The organism is Roseobacter sp. YIN89 (genome assembly GCF_057219365.1).
The window spans coordinates 69858-91551 of record NZ_JBXVVD010000005.1 but is presented as its reverse complement, the minus strand read 5'-3'; the positions used below and the strand labels follow the sequence as shown (position 1 = coordinate 91551).

General features: G+C 58.6%; 18 protein-coding genes. 10 read left to right on the top strand and 8 right to left on the bottom strand.

All coding sequences use genetic code 11. The features are described 5' to 3' along the window. Window positions 1–26 precede the first annotated feature (26 nt). Genes AC2D8V_RS19505 through AC2D8V_RS19495 form a run of 3 tightly spaced genes read left to right on the top strand, consistent with a single transcriptional unit; the run spans window position 27 to window position 2856 of the window. Window positions 27–809 (top strand): (Fe-S)-binding protein, encoded by a 783-nt coding sequence (locus tag AC2D8V_RS19505; protein ID WP_484735275.1) that lies wholly within the window; start codon window positions 27–29, stop codon window positions 807–809. Next, complete coding sequence (locus AC2D8V_RS19500; RefSeq protein ID WP_484735274.1) at window positions 806–2212, top strand: LutB/LldF family L-lactate oxidation iron-sulfur protein; 1407 nt, start codon at window positions 806–808, stop codon at window positions 2210–2212. Before AC2D8V_RS19505 ends, AC2D8V_RS19500 begins: the two co-directional genes overlap by 4 nt. Next, the gene (locus AC2D8V_RS19495) at window positions 2212–2856 is read left to right on the top strand and encodes a LutC/YkgG family protein (protein ID WP_484735273.1); all 645 of its coding nucleotides are present in this window, start codon (window positions 2212–2214) and stop codon (window positions 2854–2856) included. The genes AC2D8V_RS19500 and AC2D8V_RS19495 overlap by 1 nt, the downstream gene beginning before the upstream one ends. A 12-nt stretch (window positions 2857–2868) precedes the next feature. On the opposite strand, the gene AC2D8V_RS19490 is transcribed toward AC2D8V_RS19495, so the two are convergent. After that, window positions 2869–3270 (bottom strand): rhodanese-like domain-containing protein, encoded by a 402-nt coding sequence (locus AC2D8V_RS19490; protein ID WP_484735272.1) that lies wholly within the window; start codon window positions 3268–3270, stop codon window positions 2869–2871. Window positions 3271–3670: 400 nt separating this feature from the next. On the opposite strand from AC2D8V_RS19490, the gene AC2D8V_RS19485 reads away from it, so the two are divergent. Further along, on the top strand, window positions 3671–4417 hold the full coding sequence (locus AC2D8V_RS19485) for an SDR family NAD(P)-dependent oxidoreductase (RefSeq protein ID WP_484735271.1): 747 nt from the start codon (window positions 3671–3673) through the stop codon (window positions 4415–4417). 22 nt (window positions 4418–4439) lie between these two features. After that, entirely contained in the window at window positions 4440–4781 is a 342-nt protein-coding gene (locus tag AC2D8V_RS19480; RefSeq protein WP_484735270.1) for a RidA family protein, read from the top strand. A gap of 5 nt (window positions 4782–4786) precedes the next feature. Here the strand turns inward: AC2D8V_RS19480 and AC2D8V_RS19475 are convergent, their stop codons facing one another. Next, window positions 4787–7111 carry a DUF1989 domain-containing protein gene (locus tag AC2D8V_RS19475; RefSeq protein ID WP_484735269.1) on the bottom strand — a complete coding sequence of 775 codons (2325 nt, stop codon included), beginning with the start codon at window positions 7109–7111 and terminating at the stop codon, window positions 4787–4789. A gap of 100 nt (window positions 7112–7211) precedes the next feature. On the opposite strand from AC2D8V_RS19475, the gene AC2D8V_RS19470 reads away from it, so the two are divergent. Beyond that, window positions 7212–8213 carry a LacI family DNA-binding transcriptional regulator gene (locus AC2D8V_RS19470; protein WP_484735268.1) on the top strand — a complete coding sequence of 334 codons (1002 nt, stop codon included), beginning with the start codon at window positions 7212–7214 and terminating at the stop codon, window positions 8211–8213. A 54-nt stretch (window positions 8214–8267) separates the two neighbouring features. On the opposite strand, the gene idi is transcribed toward AC2D8V_RS19470, so the two are convergent. Genes idi through AC2D8V_RS19440 form a run of 6 tightly spaced genes read right to left on the bottom strand, consistent with a single transcriptional unit; the run spans window position 8268 to window position 14434 of the window. Then, the gene (gene idi / locus AC2D8V_RS19465; protein ID WP_484735267.1) at window positions 8268–8798 is read right to left on the bottom strand and encodes an isopentenyl-diphosphate Delta-isomerase; all 531 of its coding nucleotides are present in this window, start codon (window positions 8796–8798) and stop codon (window positions 8268–8270) included. Next, window positions 8795–9973, bottom strand: coding sequence for a geranylgeranyl diphosphate reductase (locus AC2D8V_RS19460; protein WP_484735266.1), 1179 nt, complete (start codon window positions 9971–9973; stop codon window positions 8795–8797). The genes idi and AC2D8V_RS19460 overlap by 4 nt, the downstream gene beginning before the upstream one ends. A gap of 3 nt (window positions 9974–9976) precedes the next feature. Continuing rightward, entirely contained in the window at window positions 9977–11275 is a 1299-nt protein-coding gene (locus tag AC2D8V_RS19455; RefSeq protein WP_484735265.1) for a BCD family MFS transporter, read from the bottom strand. Next, the gene (gene chlG / locus AC2D8V_RS19450) at window positions 11275–12174 is read right to left on the bottom strand and encodes a chlorophyll synthase ChlG (RefSeq protein ID WP_484735264.1); all 900 of its coding nucleotides are present in this window, start codon (window positions 12172–12174) and stop codon (window positions 11275–11277) included. Before chlG ends, AC2D8V_RS19455 begins: the two co-directional genes overlap by 1 nt. Window positions 12175–12227: 53 nt before the next feature. Next, window positions 12228–13655: a transcriptional regulator PpsR gene (gene ppsR / locus AC2D8V_RS19445; RefSeq protein WP_484735263.1), complete on the bottom strand. Its 1428-nt coding sequence runs from the start codon at window positions 13653–13655 to the stop codon at window positions 12228–12230. Next, window positions 13652–14434, bottom strand: a complete 783-nt coding sequence (locus tag AC2D8V_RS19440) for a cobalamin B12-binding domain-containing protein (RefSeq protein WP_484735262.1) — start codon at window positions 14432–14434, stop codon at window positions 13652–13654. Before AC2D8V_RS19440 ends, ppsR begins: the two co-directional genes overlap by 4 nt. Before the next feature lie 307 nt (window positions 14435–14741). Here AC2D8V_RS19440 and bchF point away from each other — a divergent pair, with 307 nt between their 5' ends. Genes bchF through AC2D8V_RS19420 form a run of 4 tightly spaced genes read left to right on the top strand, consistent with a single transcriptional unit; the run spans window position 14742 to window position 21646 of the window. After that, a complete protein-coding gene (gene bchF / locus AC2D8V_RS19435; RefSeq protein ID WP_484735261.1) occupies window positions 14742–15242 on the top strand; it encodes a 2-vinyl bacteriochlorophyllide hydratase in 501 nt (166 codons plus the stop codon). Continuing rightward, entirely contained in the window at window positions 15239–16525 is a 1287-nt protein-coding gene (locus AC2D8V_RS19430; RefSeq protein ID WP_484735260.1) for a ferredoxin:protochlorophyllide reductase (ATP-dependent) subunit N, read from the top strand. The genes bchF and AC2D8V_RS19430 overlap by 4 nt, the downstream gene beginning before the upstream one ends. Continuing rightward, on the top strand, window positions 16522–18084 hold the full coding sequence (gene bchB, locus AC2D8V_RS19425) for a ferredoxin:protochlorophyllide reductase (ATP-dependent) subunit B (protein ID WP_484735259.1): 1563 nt from the start codon (window positions 16522–16524) through the stop codon (window positions 18082–18084). Before AC2D8V_RS19430 ends, bchB begins: the two co-directional genes overlap by 4 nt. Beyond that, window positions 18074–21646 (top strand): magnesium chelatase subunit H, encoded by a 3573-nt coding sequence (locus AC2D8V_RS19420; RefSeq protein WP_484735258.1) that lies wholly within the window; start codon window positions 18074–18076, stop codon window positions 21644–21646. The genes bchB and AC2D8V_RS19420 overlap by 11 nt, the downstream gene beginning before the upstream one ends. The last annotated feature ends 48 nt before the right edge of the window (window positions 21647–21694 follow it).

Sequence of the window (21694 nt, the reverse complement as noted above, 5' to 3'; positions counted from 1 at the left end):
GCGCAAGGACAGCAAGGACACCATCAATGAGCGGCAGCAGGCCCCAGACCCCACGGGTCGGATTTTTTGTTACCTGTATCGTCGATGCAATGCGGCCAAATATTGGCTTTGCCAGCCTCAAACTGCTTGAAGAAGCCGGTTGCGCGGTGGAGGTTCCTGCCGCGCAGACCTGTTGCGGGCAGCCCGCCTTTAATAGTGGCGATGACGAGACCACTCGCAAACTGGCAAAGCAACTTATTCGCGCGTTTGAAACGTTTGACTATATCGTTGTGCCGTCCGGATCCTGCGCCAGTATGATCCGCAGCCACTATGGCGAACTGTTTGCCGATAACCCCGAATGGCGCGAACGGCAGGCCGCTGTTTCTGCAAAGACATGGGAAATACTGAGCTTTTTGTCTGATGTCATGGGCTTTGAGCCGGCGGACGCAAGCTATGAAGGAACAGCGACCTATCATGACAGTTGCTCTGGCCTGAGAGACCTCGGCGTGCACGACCAACCCCGAAAATTACTCAACGCAGTCTCGGGCCTCGACTTGCTGCCGTTGGAGGGTAACGACGAATGCTGCGGATTTGGCGGAACCTTTTGCGTGAAATACCCCGAACTGTCGACCGCGATCGTTCAGGACAAAACCGACAAGATCAGAAAAACCGGCGCAGACACACTTTTGGGTGGCGATATGGGCTGCCTGATGAACATGGCCGGCAAACTGGGCCGTGATGGGACGGAGATGAAAGTTTTTCACACTGTCGAAGTGCTCGCAGGTATGGCGGACGGGCCCGGCATTTGTCCTCCCAGGTTGAAGCCATGAAACAGACCTCGCATCAGTTCAATCAAAACGTGACGCGGGCACTGGCCGAGCCCACGTTGAAAGTCGCACTCGACCGCACAACCACGCTGTTGCGCAGCCGTCGCGCAAAGGTCATTGACGCCTTTCCGCAATACGCGGCCGCGCGCGAAACGGCCCAGCGTATCAAGGATCATACGCTTGATAATCTCGGCCACTACCTTCGAGAATTCGAGAAAAATGCCATCGCGAATGGCGCCAATGTACACTGGGCAGAAACGCCCGAGGATGCCCGCCGGATCGTGTCGGAGATTTGCACCGACGCAGGCGCAAAGACAGCCACCCGAGTTAAATCGATGTTGGGTGAAGAGATCGGCATTGGCGAGGCGCTTGATCACGCCGGAGTGGAGCGGATCGAAACCGATCTGGCCGAACATATTATCCAGCTTGCGGGTGATCCGCCGTCGCACATCGTCATGCCCGCAATGCACAAGACCCACGAGCAGGTCGCCGATCTTTTTGCCGAAAAGCACGCATCACCGTCGGAAACCAGAGATGTGCCGTCTTTGGTGGAAAGCGCACGCCGCGAATTACGGCCCAAGTTCATCGCTGCAGACATCGCTATATCCGGCGCCAACTTTCTCATCGCTGACACCGGATCGTTTGTGACCGTCACTAACGAAGGCAACGCAGAGCTGACAACCACGCCGCCAAAAACGCATATCGTGACGGTAGGGGTGGAAAAAATGGTGCCCAGCTTGAAGCATGCCGCCGTGTTTCTGAGGCTTTTGTCGCGCGCGGCAATCGGCACAGAGATCACGCAATACACTACCTTTTTCAACGGGCCCAAACGTGATGGCGACAGGGACGGCCCCGAAAACCTGCATATTGTTCTGGTCGATAACCACCGATCAGAGATGCTGGCTGACTTTCTGCGCCCGATGTTGCGCTGTATCCGTTGCGGCGCTTGCATGAACCATTGCCCTGTCTACGCGGCAGTGGGCGGCCATGCTTATGGTGCGGTCTACCCTGGTCCGATGGGTTCTGTTCTGACCCCGGCCATGACCGGGTTGAAACAGACAAAGGACCTGCCAAACGCCTGCACGTTGAATGGACGCTGCAAGGAAGTGTGCCCGGTGAATATCCCGCTTCCCGACATGCTTCGCGCTTTACGGGCGCGCCAGCACGACGCCGGTTTGACCAGTCCAATGGCCAAGTGGGCGCTAAAGATCTGGGCCATGTTGGCCACGCGCCCCGCGCTGTACCGCATTGTCACAGGCGCGTCCAACATTGGGTTGAGAGTGTTGGCCCGCGGTCGGGGCAGATTGACTTGGGTGCCTTTGGCGCAGGGTTGGACAAATACGCGCGACTTGCCAGCACCAGAAAACGGAACCTTCATGCAGCAATATCGCAAAGGACGTCGTTGATGTCGCGCGACACTATTCTAAAGAAAATAGATGCAGCAAATACCGGACGTGGTGCATCGGATGTAGACGCCGAAGCCGCTGCCCTGATCGCCGAGCCGGGCGCATACCGCATTGCTTTTGATGACACGTCAGACCTTGACCAATTCGTACGAAAAGCAACCTCTGAGACTGTAACCGCAACCGTCGAGATGTTGGATACTCTGACGGATTTGCCGCAGGCCGTGGCGCGGTACCTGACGGAAAAAAAATTGCCAGACCGCATAGCTTTGCAACCGCGGCAGTCGCTGACCGAGCTTGATTGGGGCGCCATTTCACTGTCCCATAGCGCCGATGAAAACGAAGCGGTGGCGGTCACCTTTGCCGACGCCGGAATTGCCGAAACCGGATCTTTGGTGTTTCAAACGGCACCGGATGCGCCGGTTCTGCTCAATTTCCTGCCGCTCCACCACCTTGCGGTCCTGCGTACATCCACCATAGAGCGCCACATGGAGCAGGCCTTTGACCGGTTTGGCACGGATCGCGTTTCACAACAACGCAGCCTGAACATCATCACTGGCACAAGCGGCACCGCAGATATCGAAGCGAAAAACGTGCGCGGCGCCCACGGCCCACGGTTCATGCATATTTTCTGCGTCTGCGACTAAAACGGTACAGGATCAGCGCTTTTCTATCTTTTCGACCGGACCGCCTTTTTCAGCCCAAGTGGAAAAGCCCTCCTTGAGGTGCGCCGCGTCAAATCCCATGTCTTGCAAGGTCGCAACGGTCAGGGCCGACCGCCACCCCGATGCGCAGTGAAAGACGTATTTTTTGTCCGGCTGCGAAAAGACTTCTTTGTGATAGGGGCTTTCCGGATCAACCCAGAATTCGATCATCCCGCGCGGCGCATGGACCGAACCGGGGATCGCTCCGGTGCGCTGGCGCTCTCGAATGTCGCGGATATCCACAATGACGACGTCGGGGTCGTTTACCATCGCGATCAGATCGGCGGTCTCCACCTCTTCGATGGCTGCCCGCGCTTCTTTGACCATTTGCGATGCTGTTTTCTTGAGTTTTCTCATTTAGCGATCCTGACCTTATGCAAGGTTTCCGAGTTTCTTTTGCGCCAAACGCGGTACAGTCTTTGCCACAGCATCACACCTGACCCAAGCTGCGCAAGTGAAGAGACCGCATGTCCAAACCAACACGCCGATACTTCAGCTTTTTAAACCGCGATGCCTGCCCATTGCAAAGTGGTTAGGTGGTTGACCCTGCAAGTACAGCCAGCAGGGTCACCGAGTGGCTAAAGCATTGATGCGGGCCTTGTCCGTTTCAAGATCTGGCGTCCGCCAAACGGGGTGTCATTTGTGAAATATATCTTCCGTTCGGCATTCCTGCTGGCGGTTTTTTGTCCTAGCCTGAAGTTACGCGAATTCCTGCACTGTGCAATCGCGGTGCACTGCCAATCATAGGACAATAGACATGACAGAATCCCCCATCGCACTTGTTTCAGGCGGGGCACAGGGCATCGGGCTGGCCTGTGGCGAAGCTCTTGCCGCGGACGGCTACAAGGTGATCCTTGCAGATATCAAGGACACCGTGATCGAGGCCGCCAACGGTATTGGCGGTGTCGGCTATCTGTGTGATTTCAGCGACGCGGCGGCCATTTCCTCACTCTTTGACAAGATCGAGGCAGAACACGGGCCAGTATCCGCGCTCGTCAGCAATGCGGGCGTGGCGGCTCCGGGTGATTTCCTGAACTATGATCTGGAAACATTTGATAATGTTCTGGCACTCAACCTGCGCGGCGTGTTCGTCGCAACGCAGCGTGCTGCCCGCACCATGGTGGCAGAGGGAATCGAAGGCGCAATCGTCAATATGTCGTCGATCAACGCGCAGTTGGCGATCCCTGCGATCCCGGCGTATTGCGCCTCCAAGGGAGGCGTGATGCAGCTGACCAAAGTGGCGGCGCTGGCGCTGGCGCAAAGCAAAATCCGCGTCAACGCAGTTGGCCCGGGTTCGATTGACACCGAAATGATGGCGGGCGTGAATGCAAACCCCGACGCCTTCAAGGTTGCTATGTCCCGTACGCCGTTGGGACGGCCCGGCTCGGCCCGCGAGATTGGCGATGTGGTCGCGTTCTTATGCTCGCCAAAGGCCAGCTATGTCACCGGAGAGACGATCTATGTCGACGGCGGGCGCCTTGGGCTGAACTATGTAATGTCTTGATGCCTGTGAAGTGGAGCAACCCATGATCGAACGCATTCACACCTCTGACCGGATGAGCAAAATCGTAAAACATAATGGCGTTGCCTACCTGTGCGGGCAGGTTGGTGCAGGCGACAGCGTGGCCGAACAAACACGGGACTGCCTGTCGCGTGTGGATACACTGCTGAAAGAGGCCGGATCAGATCGCGAGAACATCTTGCAAGCGATTGTATGGCTAGCTGACATGGCGGATTTTGCTGAGATGAATGCCATTTGGGATGATTGGGTGCCCAAGGGTCACGCACCTGCCCGTGCTTGCGGTGAGGCAAAGCTTGCCCGTGACGTACTAAAGGTCGAGATCATCGTCACCGCCGCCGTCAAGTAGCAGGATCAGGCGCGCGCGCGCGCGCGTTTCGGGTCGTAAAAAGGCAAATCGCACACGGTCGCTGAAAGACGTTTCATGTGACCGTCCATCTGGCCCACTTCAAGGGCTGTGCCGGATTCCGCATATTCGACGGACAGGCGGGCCATCGCGATGCTGCACCCGAACATTGGCGAGCGGGCCGCAGACGTAATAACCCCGATCGGCCGTTCTGCCGCGAATACATGCGCGCCCTGTGCAGGCACATCGTTGGTTTCAAATTTCAGCCCCTTCAAGACGCGGCGCGGGTGTTTGGCGTTGCGCTCCAGCGCTGCTTTGCCTGAAAAGTCGCAGGATTTTTCGCTGATGGCGAAGCTCAAGCCGGATTCGTGCGCGTCTCCCCCCGAGGCGAATTCCGCGCGGGAGGCCAACCCTGCCTCTATCCGGATGATCTCCAACGCGTCCGAGCCCATGGGCGCAATCCCGAATTCTGCGCCCGCCGCCATGATCGCGTCCCACAGGGCAGGGGCGTCAGAACTGGCGCAAAACAGCTCGTACCCCAATTCGCCGGTATATCCAGAGCGCGCCAGCATGAAGGGAATACCGTCGCGGTCACGCAGCCGCGCAATGGTTACGCCAAACCACCGGAGCTCATCCAGCGACGGATGCGTCGGCTGCGAAAAGACTATTTCGCGTAGCACATCGCGCGATCGCGGGCCCTGAAGCGCGACACTTGGCATCGCGCCGCCCATGGCATGAATGCGTACCTGCATGTTTTCCCGCTTGGCAACGGTTTCCAGAACGCGCGCGCTTTCCTCTGATCCGCAGCACCAGCGGAACAGATCGGCACTTAGACGGAATAAGGTACCGTCATCCACAACATTACCGATTTCATCACAGATCAGGGCATAGGTGCCGCGCCAAACCGCGACCCGAGACACGTCCTTCGTTAGAACAAGCTGTAAGAGGCGCTCGGCATCCGGACCGATGACATCAAATTTACGCAGCGACGACATGTCCTGCAGCGTGACCTTTTCGCGGCAGGCCCAGTATTCTCCGACTGTACCAACAGAAGGAAAGCTAACGGGCGCCCACAAATCCCGCGCAGGCGCGAAATTTTGGGTCAGTTTCGATGTCGCTGGGTGAAAAGGGCTTTCCTGGCTGATCGACATCGGGGCATTTTCCTTCTCTCGAAAAGCGACGGCACGCTGGATCGGCGCGTCAGGGCGGTAGATGCGTACATGAATGTCAGTGGGGTTCCAGCCGTTGATCGGATCGATATCATCAGGGCATGCGGTACTGACGCAAACCAGTTCCTCCAACGCCTGCAAAGCCACATAATCACCCGGACGCGAATGACTTTCCTCTGTCAGGATCCTGTGCGATGTCGGGTCCAACCACGTGTTCCAGAAAAAGTTAACGGCAGGCCATGCCAGTCGTCTTGCGACCCCGAACGGCGCGTAGGCGTTTGAGATGTTATCGCTGCAATTCAGGTGCCCCGGAAACCCGCGATCTTCGTATCCGCGCGCTGTGCACGCCATGCCAAACATGTCATGCCGCCCACAAGTGTCTTGCACGGTGCGCAAAATAGGCCGCAGTTCAGGATCATAGAACTTGTCCAAAAGCCCCGGATCGGGGTAGGCCCCGTGCACCATGGTGCGGGTTGCGGTACCATCGATGCCGATTTCGCGTCCTTTTTCCAGCGCGTCCTTGCGCAACGCCATGAAATCAGAACACTGCTGGCCTTCGACATCGATGATCTGCACGATCTCTCCTGGCTGCAGTTCATAAGCCAGCGCCGTTCCACGCCGCACAGTGAACTCGTCTCGCACGTGTCCAATCGCCGGCGGCAGCGGAGCTTGCCGGCCAGCACCAGCCGCTTTTAATGCGACCCCGACCGTACCAATACCTGCCGCCGCAACAAGCTCTTCTGCAGGTTGCGGATGGATGATCCAAACCGTGCCGGTCGCACGCGCCTTTAACGCCACCAGATCCTGCAATAAGACAGTTGCCACGGCAAAATCTGCGTCGGTAGGGGCCCCATTTCCTGCAACCCAACCGGTGAATGCTGCGCAGTTGAAAGACTGCAGATCAACTTGTAACCCGACCGGCAGACCCAAGAGGCCCGGGTCACAACGGCCGTTCGGATGAAAGGCCAAAATGCTTACGGATTGTTCGGCGCAAGAAGGCAAAAGCGACAAGATATCATCGACTTTCACGTCAATTTTCACCGCGTCACGTGGCGCAAGCGTCCAATGAAAAGCATCAGATTTCACAGGAAAACCGGGAAAGGCGCGACCTTTGCCAGCAAAGCCGATGTTATTGAAACGCAAGTATTCCGTCTGATGCGACACCCGAGTCATCCTGACCTGTCTGTAACTAGTTTCACGGCAAAAGACCGATCCGTGTCAAGAGACGTTGTGCAACCTGCGCAAGTATGTTTGTCTTTGTTCAATGGCTGTGCGGCGGGAAAAGAAAAGGGTTAATCTTCGAGACGTTGCGCGGGCGGCGGATGTCTCCGTTGCGACCGTATCGCGGGTTCTCAATGCACCACAGGTCGTACAGCAGGGAACACGCGATCGCGTGCTGCAGGCAATCGACACACTCGGATTTCACCCAAGTGCCGCCGCAAGAGCAATTAACAGCGGGCGCACACGGATACTCGGCGCGCTCATTCCAACGCTCGATAATGCGATCTTTGCCTCCACCATCGAAGCGATAGAGAAACGGCTGGGCGACTTTGGCTATTCGCTTGTTGTCGCGACAACAAGCGGCGACCCCGGGCAAGAACTGCGCCGCGCGCGCGAGTTGCTGGATATCGGCGTCGAAGGTTTTTTTCTGTCCGGCATCACACACGACGATGCTCTTGTCGCGCTGCTGGAAAATCGCGACGTCCCCATTATCGCAATATCTCACTTTGATCGGTGCTATCGCTACCCCACGGTCGGATACGATAACCGGCAAGCCGCGCAAAAAGCATTGGAGCATCTGGTCGCTCAAGGACACCGCTCAATCGCGGTTTTACATGGATCACCGGACTTTGATGACCGCACACGTGCCCGGTTGGATGGTACACGAACCGATGCACCAGACGTCAGGCTTCACTATACTCAGGCGACTGAACTGTCTGCGTCAGGCGGCACGGATGCAGCAATCGAAGTATTGGATAGCGGCAGACCGATCGACGCGTTTTTGTGCCTTTCGGACATCCTTGCCATCGGTGTTCTATTCGAGCTTCAGCGCCGCGACATCAAAGTACCACATCAGGTGGCCGTGATGGGTATCCATGATCTGCCCATCGCCGCCTCGGTTGCGCCGCGGCTTTCTACCGTCCGCTTGCCTGCGCGTCAGATGGGATCACATGCTGCCGAAGCACTGGCGTTCTGGCTGGATGAAGACATCCGACCCGAACCCAAATGCTTTGAAACAACGCTCATTCAGCGCGAAACCACCTGATCACCCCTGCACGATTTTACATAATTAGTCTTATCGACCGCAGGTTTCGAGCACTCAGGTCGCGGCCAAAGCGCCGAAAATCTTTTCTGCGTGTTCGCGCAAATAAATTTTCAACCAAGGCGTAAATCGATCCGGGGTTTCAGCGACATCCCGCATCAACTGCTCAAAGCGCATCCACTCTACCGCCATCACCTCTTCCGGATTTGGCGTTATCGACAGGCTGGCGTCAGCCTGCGCCACATAGACATCCACCACTTCATGCTCAATCAGCCCGCCGCCTACGTCGGCGCGATATTCGAGGTGGTGCCGGTGCACCGGGACAAGACCCGTAACACCCAACTCTTCGTCGAGCCGCCGCACGGCACAAACCTCAGGCGGCTCGTCCCATTCAGGATGGGTGCAGCATGTGTTCGTCCAAAGACCGGGTGTGTGGTATTTGCACAGCGCGCGCTGCTGCATCAAAACGGCATCGCCATTCAGCACAAAAACCGAAACAGCCTTGTGTCGCAGACCCTTTACGTGGGCCTCCAGTTTTTCAACTGGAGTAAGTGTGCCGTTCACCCAGGTCGGGATCATGATCGTCATACGCGCGTCGGTGCCACAAGCCGGGTCAGATGTGCAAGGTTTTTCAAGCCGATTTTGAGATGTGCCATCGGCCGCGCGCGCACGAGCTTTTTGTTCATGTAAGCCTCGAATGTCAGCCGCTGCACGTCGATGTCGTGGCACAAAGATACGAAACGCTCGCGGCGTTCGTCACTCCGGTAGTAGGCATTCTGCATCGAACCCAGCACACGAAACACCATCTTGTGCTCTTTCATGAACAGCTGTCGTGCAAGCCTGAGATCTTTGGCCCGACCGGACGCCAGCGTTGCAGCGCAGGCCGTGGCGGCAACCCGCCCGCCAACCATGGCATAGTAGATGCCCTCACCCGACGACGGGGCCACGACACCGGCGGCATCACCTGCCAGCAAAACGTCCCGTCCGTTGTCCCAGCGATCCAGCGGGCGTAACGGAATCGGCGCACCTTCGCGGCGCAAGGTCTCGCAATCGGACAATCCTGAAGCCTCGCGCAGCGAGGCCGTTGCCTCTTTGAGGTTCACCGAAGAAATCTCGGTGCCCATGCCGACACTCGCACTGTTGCCATGCGGAAAAACCCAGCCGTAAAAATCTGGTGAAATCGCGCCATCATAGATCACGTCACAACGTTCAGGATCATAATGAGCAGACTTCGGCGGCGCCTTGATGATCTCGTGGTATGCAAAGACCAGCGGCACCTTGTCTGCATTCTTGACCTCGGCGAGACCCACCCGCGACTTTGCGCCATCCGCGCCGATGACCAATTTACACGGCAGTTCCCGCTCTTGTTGTGTTGCCTTGTCGCGATAGACGACGACGGGTCCTGCGGAATTGCGGTCGATCCGCACAAATGTGCCGGTATAATAGTCAGCGCCCGCGTCGGCGGCCCGCTGCCGCAAAAAAGGGTCGAAATCCTTGCGGTCCACCATTCCGACAAAGCCATTCTCGATCGGGATATCCACTTGCCTTCCTGTGGGCGAGATCATCCGCGCGGTGCGCACTTCGGCCAGCAGCTGGTCTTTGGATATGTCAAAATCCTGCATCAACCGCGGCGGTATGGCACCGCCGCAGGGCTTGATGCGCCCTTCCCTGTCCAGCAAGGCAACCTTGTGGCCTGAATTGACCAGATCATGAGCGGCAGTTGCACCACACGGCCCACCTCCGACAACGACGACATCATACATGCGTTATTCTCCTGGCATCATCGCGGTTGGGCGTACAGCCGCCGCATTTTGTGACGTGAGCCGCAGCGCCAAGAGCGCCGCGATTAGAAAAACCAGCCCTTCAAAGGCAAATACTGTTCCGTAGGCAATCTCGTCCCGCGGCGTCAGGGCGCGCATAATGTCGACCATCGCCGTCCCGATAAAGGAACCCAGACCAAAGGCGATTGCCTGTGCCGCGCCAAACAGGCCCATGCGAAGCCCTTCACTGCCGCCACCGCCTTCGCGGGCCAAGCCCATCATCGCGCCGATGGCTGCCACGGCAAAGGCACCATTGGCCAGACCAAGGACAAAGATGTTGCCCGCAAGCGGCCACGTGGCGGCATGCTGTCCGCCATAGGCAAGCCCGACAAGAGCCAGACCAGACAGGATACACCCGCCGACAACCCAAACCCGAAGCGGCACCGTGATCCACCGCGCGAGCACTGTGCCTCCCAGCAAGACTGCAAGCATGCCGACGAGCGCACCCGCATGGTGCATACCGCCAAGCTGTGTGCTCTCCCCAACCGTCAAACCAAAGACATGGCCGGCAAAGGGCTCAAGGATCAGGTCTTGCAAGTTGTAGGCCAGCATCGACGCAAAGACGAAAATTGTGAAAGCACGCACCCGCTTGTCCGTCCAAAGCTCCCAGATCACGTCGCGGAACGCCGCCTTTTCCTGTGCTTTGGGCATGGTGCTGTCACGCTCCTGCCCCCACACGCCGATCACACTTAGCGTCAGCGCGACGCAGCACACGCCAAAGGTCACTGCGACCAAGCGGGCATGCGAATACGGATCAAGCAAAATACCAGCCGTTATCCCTGTCACTGCGAGGCCGAAAATCATCATGATCCAGACAAGGCTGCCTGCCGGGGCCTGCCGCGCCGGACTGACCCGGATCGCCAAAAGCGCCAGAAGGTTGGTACCGGCCGCACCGATGCCAAGGCCGATGAGAATAAATGAGGGGACTGCAGCGGCAATGCCCGCCCAAGCCACCTGCTCCATCACGCCAACAGATAGGGCCGCACCGATGGCCCCGGCTGCGAGCAGCGCGACACCGCCGATGATCCATGGGGTTCTGCGCCCGCCCCTGTCAGCACCATGACCAAAGCGTGGTCGCAGAAACTGAGTCCCGTAATAGAGTGATACCAACAGACCCGGTAAAATCGCGGGCATCGCCAGTTCGACGACCATGACGCGGTTCATCGTGGCCGTTGTCAGTACAACAACCGACCCAAGAGCCAATTGCACCAGACCCAGCCGTGCAATTCCCAGCCACCCCAGCATCAGCCGACCCCCCGCAAGGCAAACGCGGCAACCATCATGCCGCTGATGTAAAGAAGAACACCTGTGCCGTTGTACCAAGGCGCTTTGGCCTTGGGGTCTTTGAACATCACTGTCATTGCCCAGAACTGTACAAGCAGAACACAGCCGACAGCCGCCGCATGCCAAGGTTTATCCCAGACAAACAGCAATCCCACGACCAGAACCTGTGGAACAGCCATGACAGCGCAGGCAACTTTGGCGGCACGCTCTGGGCCCAAAACCACAGGAAGCGAATTGACCCCTGTTGCCCGATCACCCTCCAACGCTTTGAAATCATTCAGCGTCATGATGCCATGCGCCCCAATCCCGTACAGTACAGCGACGATGACGACGGGCCACGCCGGGGCGCCGGCGCTCAATACAGCGGCGCCCGTGAACCACGGCAGCGTCTCGTAACTTAGACCGACAAGCCCCGGGCCCCACCAGCCAGAACGCTTGAGGCGCACAGGCTCAGCAGAATAGGCCCAAGCCGCAAGCACCCCAATCACAGTTGCGGCAAAACCCCACGGCCCCAGTTGATACCCGACGAAAAGTGACAGCACGGACATGGCCAGCGCAATCCACAGGCCCCACCGCCCGGGTATCCGCCCTGACGGGATTGGCCTGTCCGGTTCGTTGATGGCGTCGACATGACGATCACACCAGTCATTCGCTGCCTGACTCATTCCGCAAACTATTGGTCCGGCCAAAACAACGCCCAGTATCACAAGCCCCCACTGTCCCGTTGGGGCAACTCCGGAGGAGACGACACCACACAGATATGCCCACATCGGCGGGAACCACGTGATCGGCTTGATCAAACGCAGAGCGGCAGCTGGTTCTGGAAATCGGCGCGACTGTATGACTTCGCTGACAGACATGTGTCAACTATGGCTTACACTTTGAGTCGGTGCAAGTGGCCTGCTGCCTGCGTTCAGGGTTTTTTGTTGATCAAGCCGTATTTGCGCAGCTTGACATAAAGGCTTTGCCGCGAAAGCCCCAGCATATCCGCCGCCGCGACACGGTTGTTACCGGTCAATTCCACCGCGGTTTCAATGCACATCTTTTCAACCACGTCAGTGGTTTCAGCAACGATGTCCTTAAGCGATGCGGACCCGACCAAATCCATGACATTGCGCGCCGGCTCGCCCGACACCTGCGCAATGCCCGGTGTCGCCGGTGGTGTGCGCGATGCTTCAACCCGGGAAATGTCGCGCAGGATGCAGCCGATGACCGGCACATCAGAATCTGACAGTTGCGTGGCCGAAATTTCAACAGACAGGCGGGTTCCCAGATCGTTGATGATTTTGGTCCCGTAAATTCGCATCTGACCTGACCGCTGCGATTGGTCTGTAAGTACCGACAGATCAATCTGCCCGCGGCCCAGAAAATCGCCAAGACTACGCCCTACCACGTCTGATAGATGCGTCGCCCCTACCAGATCCATAAAGCTTTCGTTGACCGACAGAATATCACCTTTCGGAGACATGAAGAGCATCGCATCACTGCCGGAACGGAACAACGCAAGCGCCGTGGCCGCCGCTGCATCGGCAATAACCGGTGCATCTTTCGGTGTGCTCAGACGGCACATCAATACGCGCTGCCCCCCAGCACGGAAAACAACGGGATGAGCGATGATATCCAACTTGGTGCGTGCTGCCTTCAGGCCAACTTGCGCGCCCTCTTCGGACAGCGTGGCGTTCATCAGGCTTTCGGTCAACTCGACGACGGAGCGGTCCTTGAAGTGTTGAGAAAAACTGCTGCCGCGCAACGCGTCCGCAGTGAGCCCCAAAAGTGCGGCGGCACCATCATTGGCATCTTCGACCCGGCCGGACTGCACAGACAAAAACACCACCGGCTCGGTGATGTTAGAAAGCAGCACGCGGTAGCGCGCATCATGTTCGCGCCGCGCCTCATACCCCTGCTCCAACGCGATTTGCGCCTGAACAAGCTGCTGCTGGGTCTCTGCGATCGGTCGCAAATCGCGCCCGAGCAATAGCGCCGCATTTTCCTGACCAAAGCGGTGAAACGTGTACCGCACTGGATATTGCCAAACGGCATTGTCGCAGTGGTTCAACTCCAGCTGCTTTTTGGGCACGGTGCCCAACAGGTAGTCTTCATGCGCTTTTTCAAATTTAGGCACCGATTCACGGGTCAGAAAATCACAGATGTGACGCCCTTCCCAATGCTCTAAATTGCCAAAGCTCTCGCTATGCGTATTCAGAACAACGGAAAGGATGATGCCCTTTTCCGACACGACCAATGCAATGTCCGAGGCCGCAGCAATAATACTACTTAAAAACTCCGGCTCAATGAGCGGAACAGAGCCACTGCTCCAAAAGGTATTCTCACTGGTGGTCATGGAGTTTTCTTCAATCTCGACCGGGTTGTGCAATACGCGACAGCCTCTGCCACGTTGCTGGTCACGATATCGACGCCCTTTAGTTCTTTTGTTGCACCTGTTTCGCTCTCAAACGCCCCGCCGACTGCAACCACAGGTCCATCGGTCCGCGCGCCGTTAATACATTGCACCGTTCCGGCAACTGATTCAAGCAGTTCGGCACGCGCACAGGTAATCATGACCAGATCCGGCGCGTCTTGAATTATCCGTGTTTTGAGCGACCCGAGGTCTTCGTCAAAGGACATTGCAACATCACAGCCCAGCCGTCGTGCCTGAGCAGCGGCAACGCTTGCACCCAGAAAGTGCTGCTCTCCCTGCGGAACGACCATGAGAATGTGCATCGCGTCGCTCCGCAAATGCCCGTCAGGAGAACAAAGCCTCGAGGCACAATCCAGAACCGCCTGCAGTCGCATCGTACCGACAGTGACTTCGGCGAAATTGATTTCGTCGTTTACCCAGCGTTCGCCGAGCGTACGCGCTGCCGCAGGAACATAAAGATCGATCAGCGCGTCCGGAGATAACCGGTAGCCGCGCAGTTCATCGCAGGCAGCAGAAGCGTCAAAGCGCGAAGGAGACAGCACCGAACGGACAAGGAAATCGAGCACGAACTGTCTCAGGCCTTCGACAGATACCGTCTGACGATGACGCAAAACCGATATGACCGTCGAGGCAAGCGCACCAACCTTTTCAGGCCGGTCCCGCTGAATGCCACGCGGTGTTGGTTGATCATCCGTCGACATGGCTTTCCTCACACGACTCTCGAGCAGTGCGTACGATCGGTGGATCGCACAAGAGTCGGCTTTGATGTAAAGTCTCGCGTCAACCCAGAAATGTCAAATAAAATTGACATATGAGTCAGGCAAATTCGGTAAGCCCGCATAGCAAAACCACTAAATTAACTGTTTTTCAAAGAAATAGTCCCATTTCCGTGCGATTGTAGCTTCCGCAGCTGTCAACTCTAGTGCGACTGCAGTGTAAGTTTCAGTTGACACTTTTCCGCGCTGAACGCTATTTTCAGAGGACAGGGCGAGAAAGGTTCACTCCATCATGCACGCACCAGATGCGCGACATCAGGCCCCCCAAGGCCTCTATACCGCACAGGAACGTGCACGCCGTGACGCCACGCCTTGGACCACTGTTCAGGGCATTCTTGCACCACTGCAATTCATCGTATTTCTCATCTCACTTGTTCTGGTTTTAAGGTACCTTTGGACCGCCGAGGGATACCTGATCGCCACGTGGTCGATCGTAATAAAAACCATGGTGTTGTATGTCATCATGGTCACCGGAGCGATCTGGGAAAAAATCGTTTTCGGTCAATACCTTTTCGCACCTGCGTTCTTTTGGGAAGACGTATTTTCCTTCGCCGTTATTGCGCTGCATACCGCCTATCTCTGGGCGCTTTTCACGTCGTCGCTGACCCCGGTTTCGCTGATGCTGCTCGCCCTCGCCGCATACGCCGCATACGTGGTCAACGCCGTTCAATTCGTACTCAAACTGCGCGCTGCCCGACTGCAGGTCGCAAAGCCCGTCGAGGTGACCGCATGAATGATCTTCCACGGCTCCCTGCAGGCGGCGGATGTCGCGATGAGCCGATTCTAAAACAGCGTGGCCAACGAGAGGTTTTTTGCGGACTGACAGGCATCATCTGGTTGCACCGCAAGATACAGGACGCGTTTTTTCTTGTTGTCGGGTCGCGGACCTGTGCGCACTTGCTGCAATCCGCCGCCGGAGTCATGATCTTTGCCGAACCGCGATTTGGCACCGCCATTCTCGAAGAGACCGATCTTGCCGGCCTCGCCGATGCGCAGGAAGAGCTGGATAAGGTTGTCGACCAGCTTCTCGCCCGACGTCAGGATATCAAGCAACTGTTTCTGGTCGGCTCCTGCCCCTCTGAAGTCATCAAGCTGGACCTAGCACGTGCTGCCGAACGGCTAAGTGAACGTTACGCCCCTTCTGTTCGGGTGCTGAATTTTTCCGGTTCCGGCATCGAAACGACCTTTACACAAGGCGAAGACGCCTGCCTTGCGTCGATGGTGCCGGTTTTGCCGGAAACGGATGAACGCCAGTTGCTGCTGGTCGGTGCTCTGCCCGATGTCGTCGAGGAGCAGGCACTTTCCCTGCTGGCACAGATGGGCGTATCGCCGGTCAAGGTCTTGCCGGCCCCGCGCGCCGACAGTGAGCTGGGCATCGGGCCCGGTACTGTTTTTGCACTGACACAACCGTTTCTGGGCGACACCCACGCCGCGCTCGAACGCCGCGGAGCACGCCACTTGCCCGCCCCCTTCCCGTTTGGCGAGGAAGGCACAACGGCATGGCTGCGCACCATCGCGCAAGAATTCGGTGTCAGTGAAGAGGTTTTCGAGCGTGTCACGGCGGCGCCTCGCGCCAGGGCGCGCAAAGCCGTTGCCAAAGCGAGCGGCGTCTTACGGGACAAATCGATCTTTTTCTTCCCCGACAGCCAGTTGGAGATACCGCTGGCGCGCTTTCTGACCCGCGAATGCGGCATGCAGGCCATTGAGGTGGGTGCTCCCTTTATTCACAAGGGGATCGTCGGGCCGGATCTCGATCTGCTCAGCACAGGCCCCACATTGTCCGAAGGACAGGATGTGGACCTGCAACTCGACAGATGCCGCGCGGCACGGCCAGACCTCACAGTCTGCGGTCTGGGGCTCGCCAATCCGTTAGAATCCGAAGGGCTCGCAACCAAGTGGGCCATCGAGCTTGTGTTCACGCCAGTGCATTTCTACGAGCAAGCCGGTGATCTCGCCGGGTTGTTTTCGCGCCCCGTGCGCCGCGCGGATTTGCTCAAATTGGGCGCGGCAGAATGAAGCTGACGGTCTGGACATACGAAGGCCCGCCCCACGTTGGCGCGATGCGTGTCGTCACCGGGATGAAAGACACCCACTACGTGCTGCATGCGCCTCAGGGCGACACCTATGCCGATTTGCTGTTCACGATGATCGAGCGGCGCGACCACCGCCCGCCTGTGACCTATACAACTTTTCAGGCACGCGACCTCGGGTCGGACACCGCTGATGTGTTCAAATCCACACTGACGGATGCCTTTGAGCGTTTTGCGCCAAAAGCGCTGATTGTCGGGGCGTCGTGCACGGCGGAACTCATTCAGGATGATCCGGGCGGGATGGCCGAAACGATGGGCTTGCCCGTGCCTGTCATCCCGCTGGAGTTGCCCAGCTACCAGCGCAAAGAGAACTTTGGCGCGGACGAGACGTTTTTCCAGATTGTCCGCACCCTCGCCAAGCCGACGGCGCGGACTGCACAGATCAGTTGTAATCTGATCGGACCAACCGCCCTGGGATTTCGGCACCGCGACGATATTACCGAGATTACGGCGCTTTTGTCTGACATGGGCGTAAGTGTAAACGCGGTTGCGCCGATGACCTCCGGACCCGATGACATCGCCCGCCTTGGGGCCGCGCATTTTAATGTGTTGATGTATCCGGAAACAGGCGAAAGTGCTGCACGCTGGATGGCCCGCGAACTGGACCAGCCCTTCACAAAGACTGTGCCTATCGGCGTTGGCGCCACGCGTGATTTTGTCGAGGAGATCGCCGAAATCACCGGATTGCCCGCCTATCTTGATGACAGCCGTCTGCGTTTGCCGTGGTATTCGCGGTCGGTCGACAGCACGTACCTGACCGACAAGCGCGTGTTTATCTTTGGCGACGGCACGCATGTGATGGCCGCGGCGCGCATCGCGCGTGACGAGATGGGTTTCGACGTGGTGGGCATGGGCTGCTACAACCGCGAGATGGCGCGCGGGGTGCGTGCGCTGGCCCGCGAATTCGGTCTCGAAGCACTGATCACCGATGACTACCTCGAAGTAGAGCGGGCCATAGAGGCGGTGCAGCCGGAGATGATCCTCGGCACACAGATGGAGCGTCATATTGGCAAGCGGCTGCACATTCCTTGCGCCGTAATCTCTGCACCCGTGCATGTTCAGGACTTTCCCGCGCGGTACAGCCCGCAAATGGGCATCGAAGGCGCGAACGTGATCTTTGACACCTGGGTGCATCCGCTGGTTATGGGGCTGGAAGAGCATCTGCTTCACATGTTCCGGGAAGATTTCGAGTTTCACGATGCGGCGGGCCCGTCGCATCACGGCGGTCACGCGCCTCTTGCCGCCGCTCAGGGGGGCCAGCCCCCCGCGCCTGCGGCGCCCCCCCCGGAGTTTTCCGGCAAAGTGAAAGAGCACGCATCTCTGGATGTCATCTGGCAGGCGGACGCGGAAGCGGAGTTAAAGAAGATCCCTTTCTTTGTGCGTGGCAAGGCGCGGCGGAATACCGAAAGTTTTGCCACCGAACGCGGTGTGGCGGAAATCAGTATCGACACGCTCTACGAGGCGAAGGCGCATTATGCGAGATGATGGCGCCATAACGGGGCGTTTGCCCGGCTACCGCGTCGTGATCCTGACGCTGGACCGCCATGCCGCGGGGCCTGCGCAGCGTGCGATGGAACGGCTTGCCACGGATTATCCCGGTCTGAGCCTGTCGATCCATGCCGCAGCCGAGTGGGGAGAGACCCCAGGTGCCTTTGAGGCCGCGCGTGAAGCGGTCGACAGCGGCGACATCGTTATCGCCAACCTGCTGTTTCTCGAAGAACACATCAGCCGGATCCTGCCCGCGCTTGAAGCGCGCCGCGATCACTGCGATGCCATGATCGGTATGATTGCCGATGCCTCGGTCGTGCGCCTGACGCGCATGGGCGTGCTTGACATGAAGGCACCGCAATCCGGGGCCATGAAGCTGATGAAGAAACTGCGCGGCTCGACGAAGCCGTCGAGTTCCAACGGCGCGGACAAGATGGCACTGTTGCGCCGGTTGCCCAAGATCTTGCGGTTCATTCCCGGCAAGAGTCAGGACCTGCGGGCCTGGTTTTTGACGATGCAGTACTGGCTGGGCGGCTCTGACGACAATGTCGAGGCGATGCTGAGGTTTCTGCTGAACCGCTACGCCACAGGGACCGGCTGGGCACAGGCGCCTGAGGCAGCAGCACCCGTGGAATATCCCGATGCGGGGCTGTACCATCCGGATCTGCCGGGCCGGATCACCACGCAAGCCGCGGATTTGCCCACACCCGCCGCATCGACGTTGACAGTCGGTCTTTTGATGATGCGGTCTTATGTCCTGTCGTCTGACACTGCACATTACGACGCTGTCATCCGTGCTTTTGAGGCGCGCGGCATCGCGGTGCGCGCCGCTTTTGCCGGTGGTCTCGACGGGCGCCCGGCAATCGACGCCTACTTTCGCGACACGCACGGCAGCCGGATTGACGCTTTGGTCTCGCTGACCGGGTTCAGCCTTGTGGGGGGACCGGCCTATAACGACAATGATGCCGCAATCAAAGTGTTGGGCGACCTCGACGTTCCCTACATCGCAGCACATCCTTTGGAGTTTCAAACACTTGCGCAGTGGTCGAGTTCTGCGCAGGGACTTGGCCCGATCGAAACCACAATGCTGATCGCCCTGCCCGAACTGGATGGGGCCACCAACCCCACGGTCTTTGCCGGCCGCCATGGCGACGCCGGATGCGAGGGATGTCGCCACAAGTGCGAAGCCACCGGCACCGCCAAGGCGATGGCACCTTGTCACGAGCGTGTAGACAGCCTTGTGGAAAAAACGATCCGCCTTGCCGCATTGCGCCGCAAAGCCAATGCGGACAAGCAGCTCGCCATTGTACTCTTTGGCTTTCCACCCAACGCCGGTGCCGTCGGCACCGCCGCATATCTCAGCGTTTTTGAGAGCCTTTTCAATACGTTAAACAAACTAAAGGCGGAAGGCTACGAGGTCGACGTTCCGGAGACGGTGGACGATCTACGCAGCGCTGTGCTTAACGGGAATGCCGCGCAATACGGGCAGGAGGCCAATGTCGCCGCTCATGTCAGCGCGGATGCGATTGTGAAGGGCACCCCGCCTCTTGCCGCCATCGAGGCGGTCTGGGGCCCTGCACCGGGCCGGGTGCAGTCAGACGGGCGCGGTGTTTTCGTGCTCGGCGCTCATTTCGGGCAGGTCTTTGTGGGCGTGCAGCCCGCCTTCGGCTACGAGGGCGATCCGATGCGGCTGCTTTTTGAGAAAGGCTTTGCCCCGACGCACGCGTTTGCGACTTTTTACCTGTGGCTGAAAAATACCCTCAAGGCCGATGCAATCCTGCATTTCGGCATGCATGGCGCATTGGAGTTCATGCCGGGCAAGCAGGCAGGGCTGGGGGCTACGGACTGGCCCGACCGGCTGATCGGCGAGATGCCCAACGTCTACCTTTACGCCGCAAACAACCCGTCTGAAGCAACGCTTGCAAAGCGCCGCTCGAGTGCCGTTACGATCACCCACCTCACCCCGCCGCTGGCGACCTCCGGGCTTTACAAAGGTCTCATGGAGCTAAAGGACAGTCTGACCCGCTGGCGCGGGATGGCCCCGGACGATGGCGAGCGTGCGGCTCTTGAAACGCTGATTGCGGATCAGGCAGAGACCGTAGACCTTGGCGGTGAGGCGCCTGATGCGCTCTGGCTCAAGCTGCTGGAAACCGAAGACGCGTTGATCCCCGAGGGCTTGCATGTCGTCGGCGCTCCGATGAGCGAAGAGGCACGTGACGCGTATCTTGACCTTATGACCCATGCCGATGACGAGACGCGGGCGCGGGTCGCCGACCTTTTGCAGCAGGAAACCGAGCTTGAGGCGATCACCCGCGCACTGTCGGCACGGTTCATCGCACCCGTACCCGGTGGCGATCTGATACGATCGGCCGATATTCTGCCCACGGGGCGCAATATTCACGCCTTCGATCCGTTCCGCATGCCCACCGCCTTTGCCTGCCAGGACGGGGCAAAGCAGGCGCAGCTTTTGCTGGAAACCCATGCCACCCTGCCGCGGACCGTGGCGCTGGTGCTTTGGGGCAGCGACAACATCAAATCTGATGGCGGGCCGATTGCGCAGGCGCTGGCGCTGATGGGGTGTGTGCCCCGTTTCGACAGTTTCGGGCGGCTCGCGGGGGCCGATCTGGTACCGCTGGAGGCACTGGGGCGTCCACGCATCGATGTCATCATGACACTGTCGGGCATTTTCCGCGATCTGTTGCCCCTGCAGACCCGCATGCTGGCAGAAGCGGCGCAGAAATGCGCTTTGGCTGACGAGCCGCTGGAAATGAACTTTATCCGCGCCCACGCGCTGGCCTATGCAAAGAAAACGGGGTGCAGCATGGCAGAAGCCGCGCTGCGCGTTTTCTCAAATGCCGAGGGCGCCTATGGCTCGAACGTCGGGCAACTGGTGGACAGTTCCGCCTTTGGCGACGAGGACGATCTGGCAGACGCCTATCAGGCGCGCAAGAGTTTTGCCTATGGGACCGATGGCAAGGCAGCGGCCAATGCCGATCTGCTTCAAGCGACACTGGCAGAAGTGGACGTCGCCTATCAGAACCTTGAATCGGTCGAGCTGGGTGTCACCACCGTCGATCACTACTTTGACACGCTTGGCGGTATTGCGCGGGCGGTCAAACGGGCCAAAGGCTCGGAGGCTGCGGTGTACATCGGCGATCAGACACGGGGGGCTGCACGGGTGCGCTCCCTGCGCGATCAGGTTGCGCTCGAAACACGCGCGCGCAGTCTCAATCCGAAGTTTTTCGAAGGCCTGCTCAAACACGGCGCCGAGGGCGTCCGGCAGATTGAGGCTCAGGTGACGAACACCTTGGGCTGGTCGGCCACAACAGGGCAGGTGGAGCCTTGGGTGTACCAGCGCATTTCAGAGACCTTCATGCTGGACCCTGACATGCGGTCCCGGCTCGCTGAACTGAACCCGACGGCATCAAGCCGGATGGCCAACCGGCTTTTGGAGGCGCACGACAGAAACTACTGGTCGCCCGATGCCGACACGCTGGCCGCTTTGCAGGATGCGGCGGACGCACTGGAAGACAAGCTCGAAGGGATTGCAGCGCAATGACGATGTGGATGCGCACAACCCAACCCGGCCGGGGCCCTGCCCCGTATC

What these genes read in the sequence shown, in the direction of transcription:
- AC2D8V_RS19470 (WP_484735268.1), top strand. Translation starts at nt 7,212, where the DNA reads ATGGCTGTGCGGCGGGAAAAGAAAAGGGTTAATCTTCGAGACGTTGCG.
- AC2D8V_RS19455 (WP_484735265.1), bottom strand. Translation starts at nt 11,275, where the DNA reads ATGCTGGGGTGGCTGGGAATTGCACGGCTGGGTCTGGTGCAATTGGCT.
- AC2D8V_RS19440 (WP_484735262.1), bottom strand. Translation starts at nt 14,434, where the DNA reads ATGTCGACGGATGATCAACCAACACCGCGTGGCATTCAGCGGGACCGG.
- AC2D8V_RS19460 (WP_484735266.1), bottom strand. Translation starts at nt 9,973, where the DNA reads ATGTATGATGTCGTCGTTGTCGGAGGTGGGCCGTGTGGTGCAACTGCC.
- ppsR (WP_484735263.1), bottom strand. Translation starts at nt 13,655, where the DNA reads ATGACCACCAGTGAGAATACCTTTTGGAGCAGTGGCTCTGTTCCGCTC.
- AC2D8V_RS19500 (WP_484735274.1), top strand. Translation starts at nt 806, where the DNA reads ATGAAACAGACCTCGCATCAGTTCAATCAAAACGTGACGCGGGCACTG.
- AC2D8V_RS19430 (WP_484735260.1), top strand. Translation starts at nt 15,239, where the DNA reads ATGAATGATCTTCCACGGCTCCCTGCAGGCGGCGGATGTCGCGATGAG.
- AC2D8V_RS19485 (WP_484735271.1), top strand. Translation starts at nt 3,671, where the DNA reads ATGACAGAATCCCCCATCGCACTTGTTTCAGGCGGGGCACAGGGCATC.
- AC2D8V_RS19420 (WP_484735258.1), top strand. Translation starts at nt 18,074, where the DNA reads ATGCGAGATGATGGCGCCATAACGGGGCGTTTGCCCGGCTACCGCGTC.
- AC2D8V_RS19495 (WP_484735273.1), top strand. Translation starts at nt 2,212, where the DNA reads ATGTCGCGCGACACTATTCTAAAGAAAATAGATGCAGCAAATACCGGA.
- bchB (WP_484735259.1), top strand. Translation starts at nt 16,522, where the DNA reads ATGAAGCTGACGGTCTGGACATACGAAGGCCCGCCCCACGTTGGCGCG.
- chlG (WP_484735264.1), bottom strand. Translation starts at nt 12,174, where the DNA reads ATGTCTGTCAGCGAAGTCATACAGTCGCGCCGATTTCCAGAACCAGCT.
- bchF (WP_484735261.1), top strand. Translation starts at nt 14,742, where the DNA reads ATGCACGCACCAGATGCGCGACATCAGGCCCCCCAAGGCCTCTATACC.
- AC2D8V_RS19505 (WP_484735275.1), top strand. Translation starts at nt 27, where the DNA reads ATGAGCGGCAGCAGGCCCCAGACCCCACGGGTCGGATTTTTTGTTACC.
- idi (WP_484735267.1), bottom strand. Translation starts at nt 8,798, where the DNA reads ATGACGATCATGATCCCGACCTGGGTGAACGGCACACTTACTCCAGTT.
- AC2D8V_RS19480 (WP_484735270.1), top strand. Translation starts at nt 4,440, where the DNA reads ATGATCGAACGCATTCACACCTCTGACCGGATGAGCAAAATCGTAAAA.
- AC2D8V_RS19490 (WP_484735272.1), bottom strand. Translation starts at nt 3,270, where the DNA reads ATGAGAAAACTCAAGAAAACAGCATCGCAAATGGTCAAAGAAGCGCGG.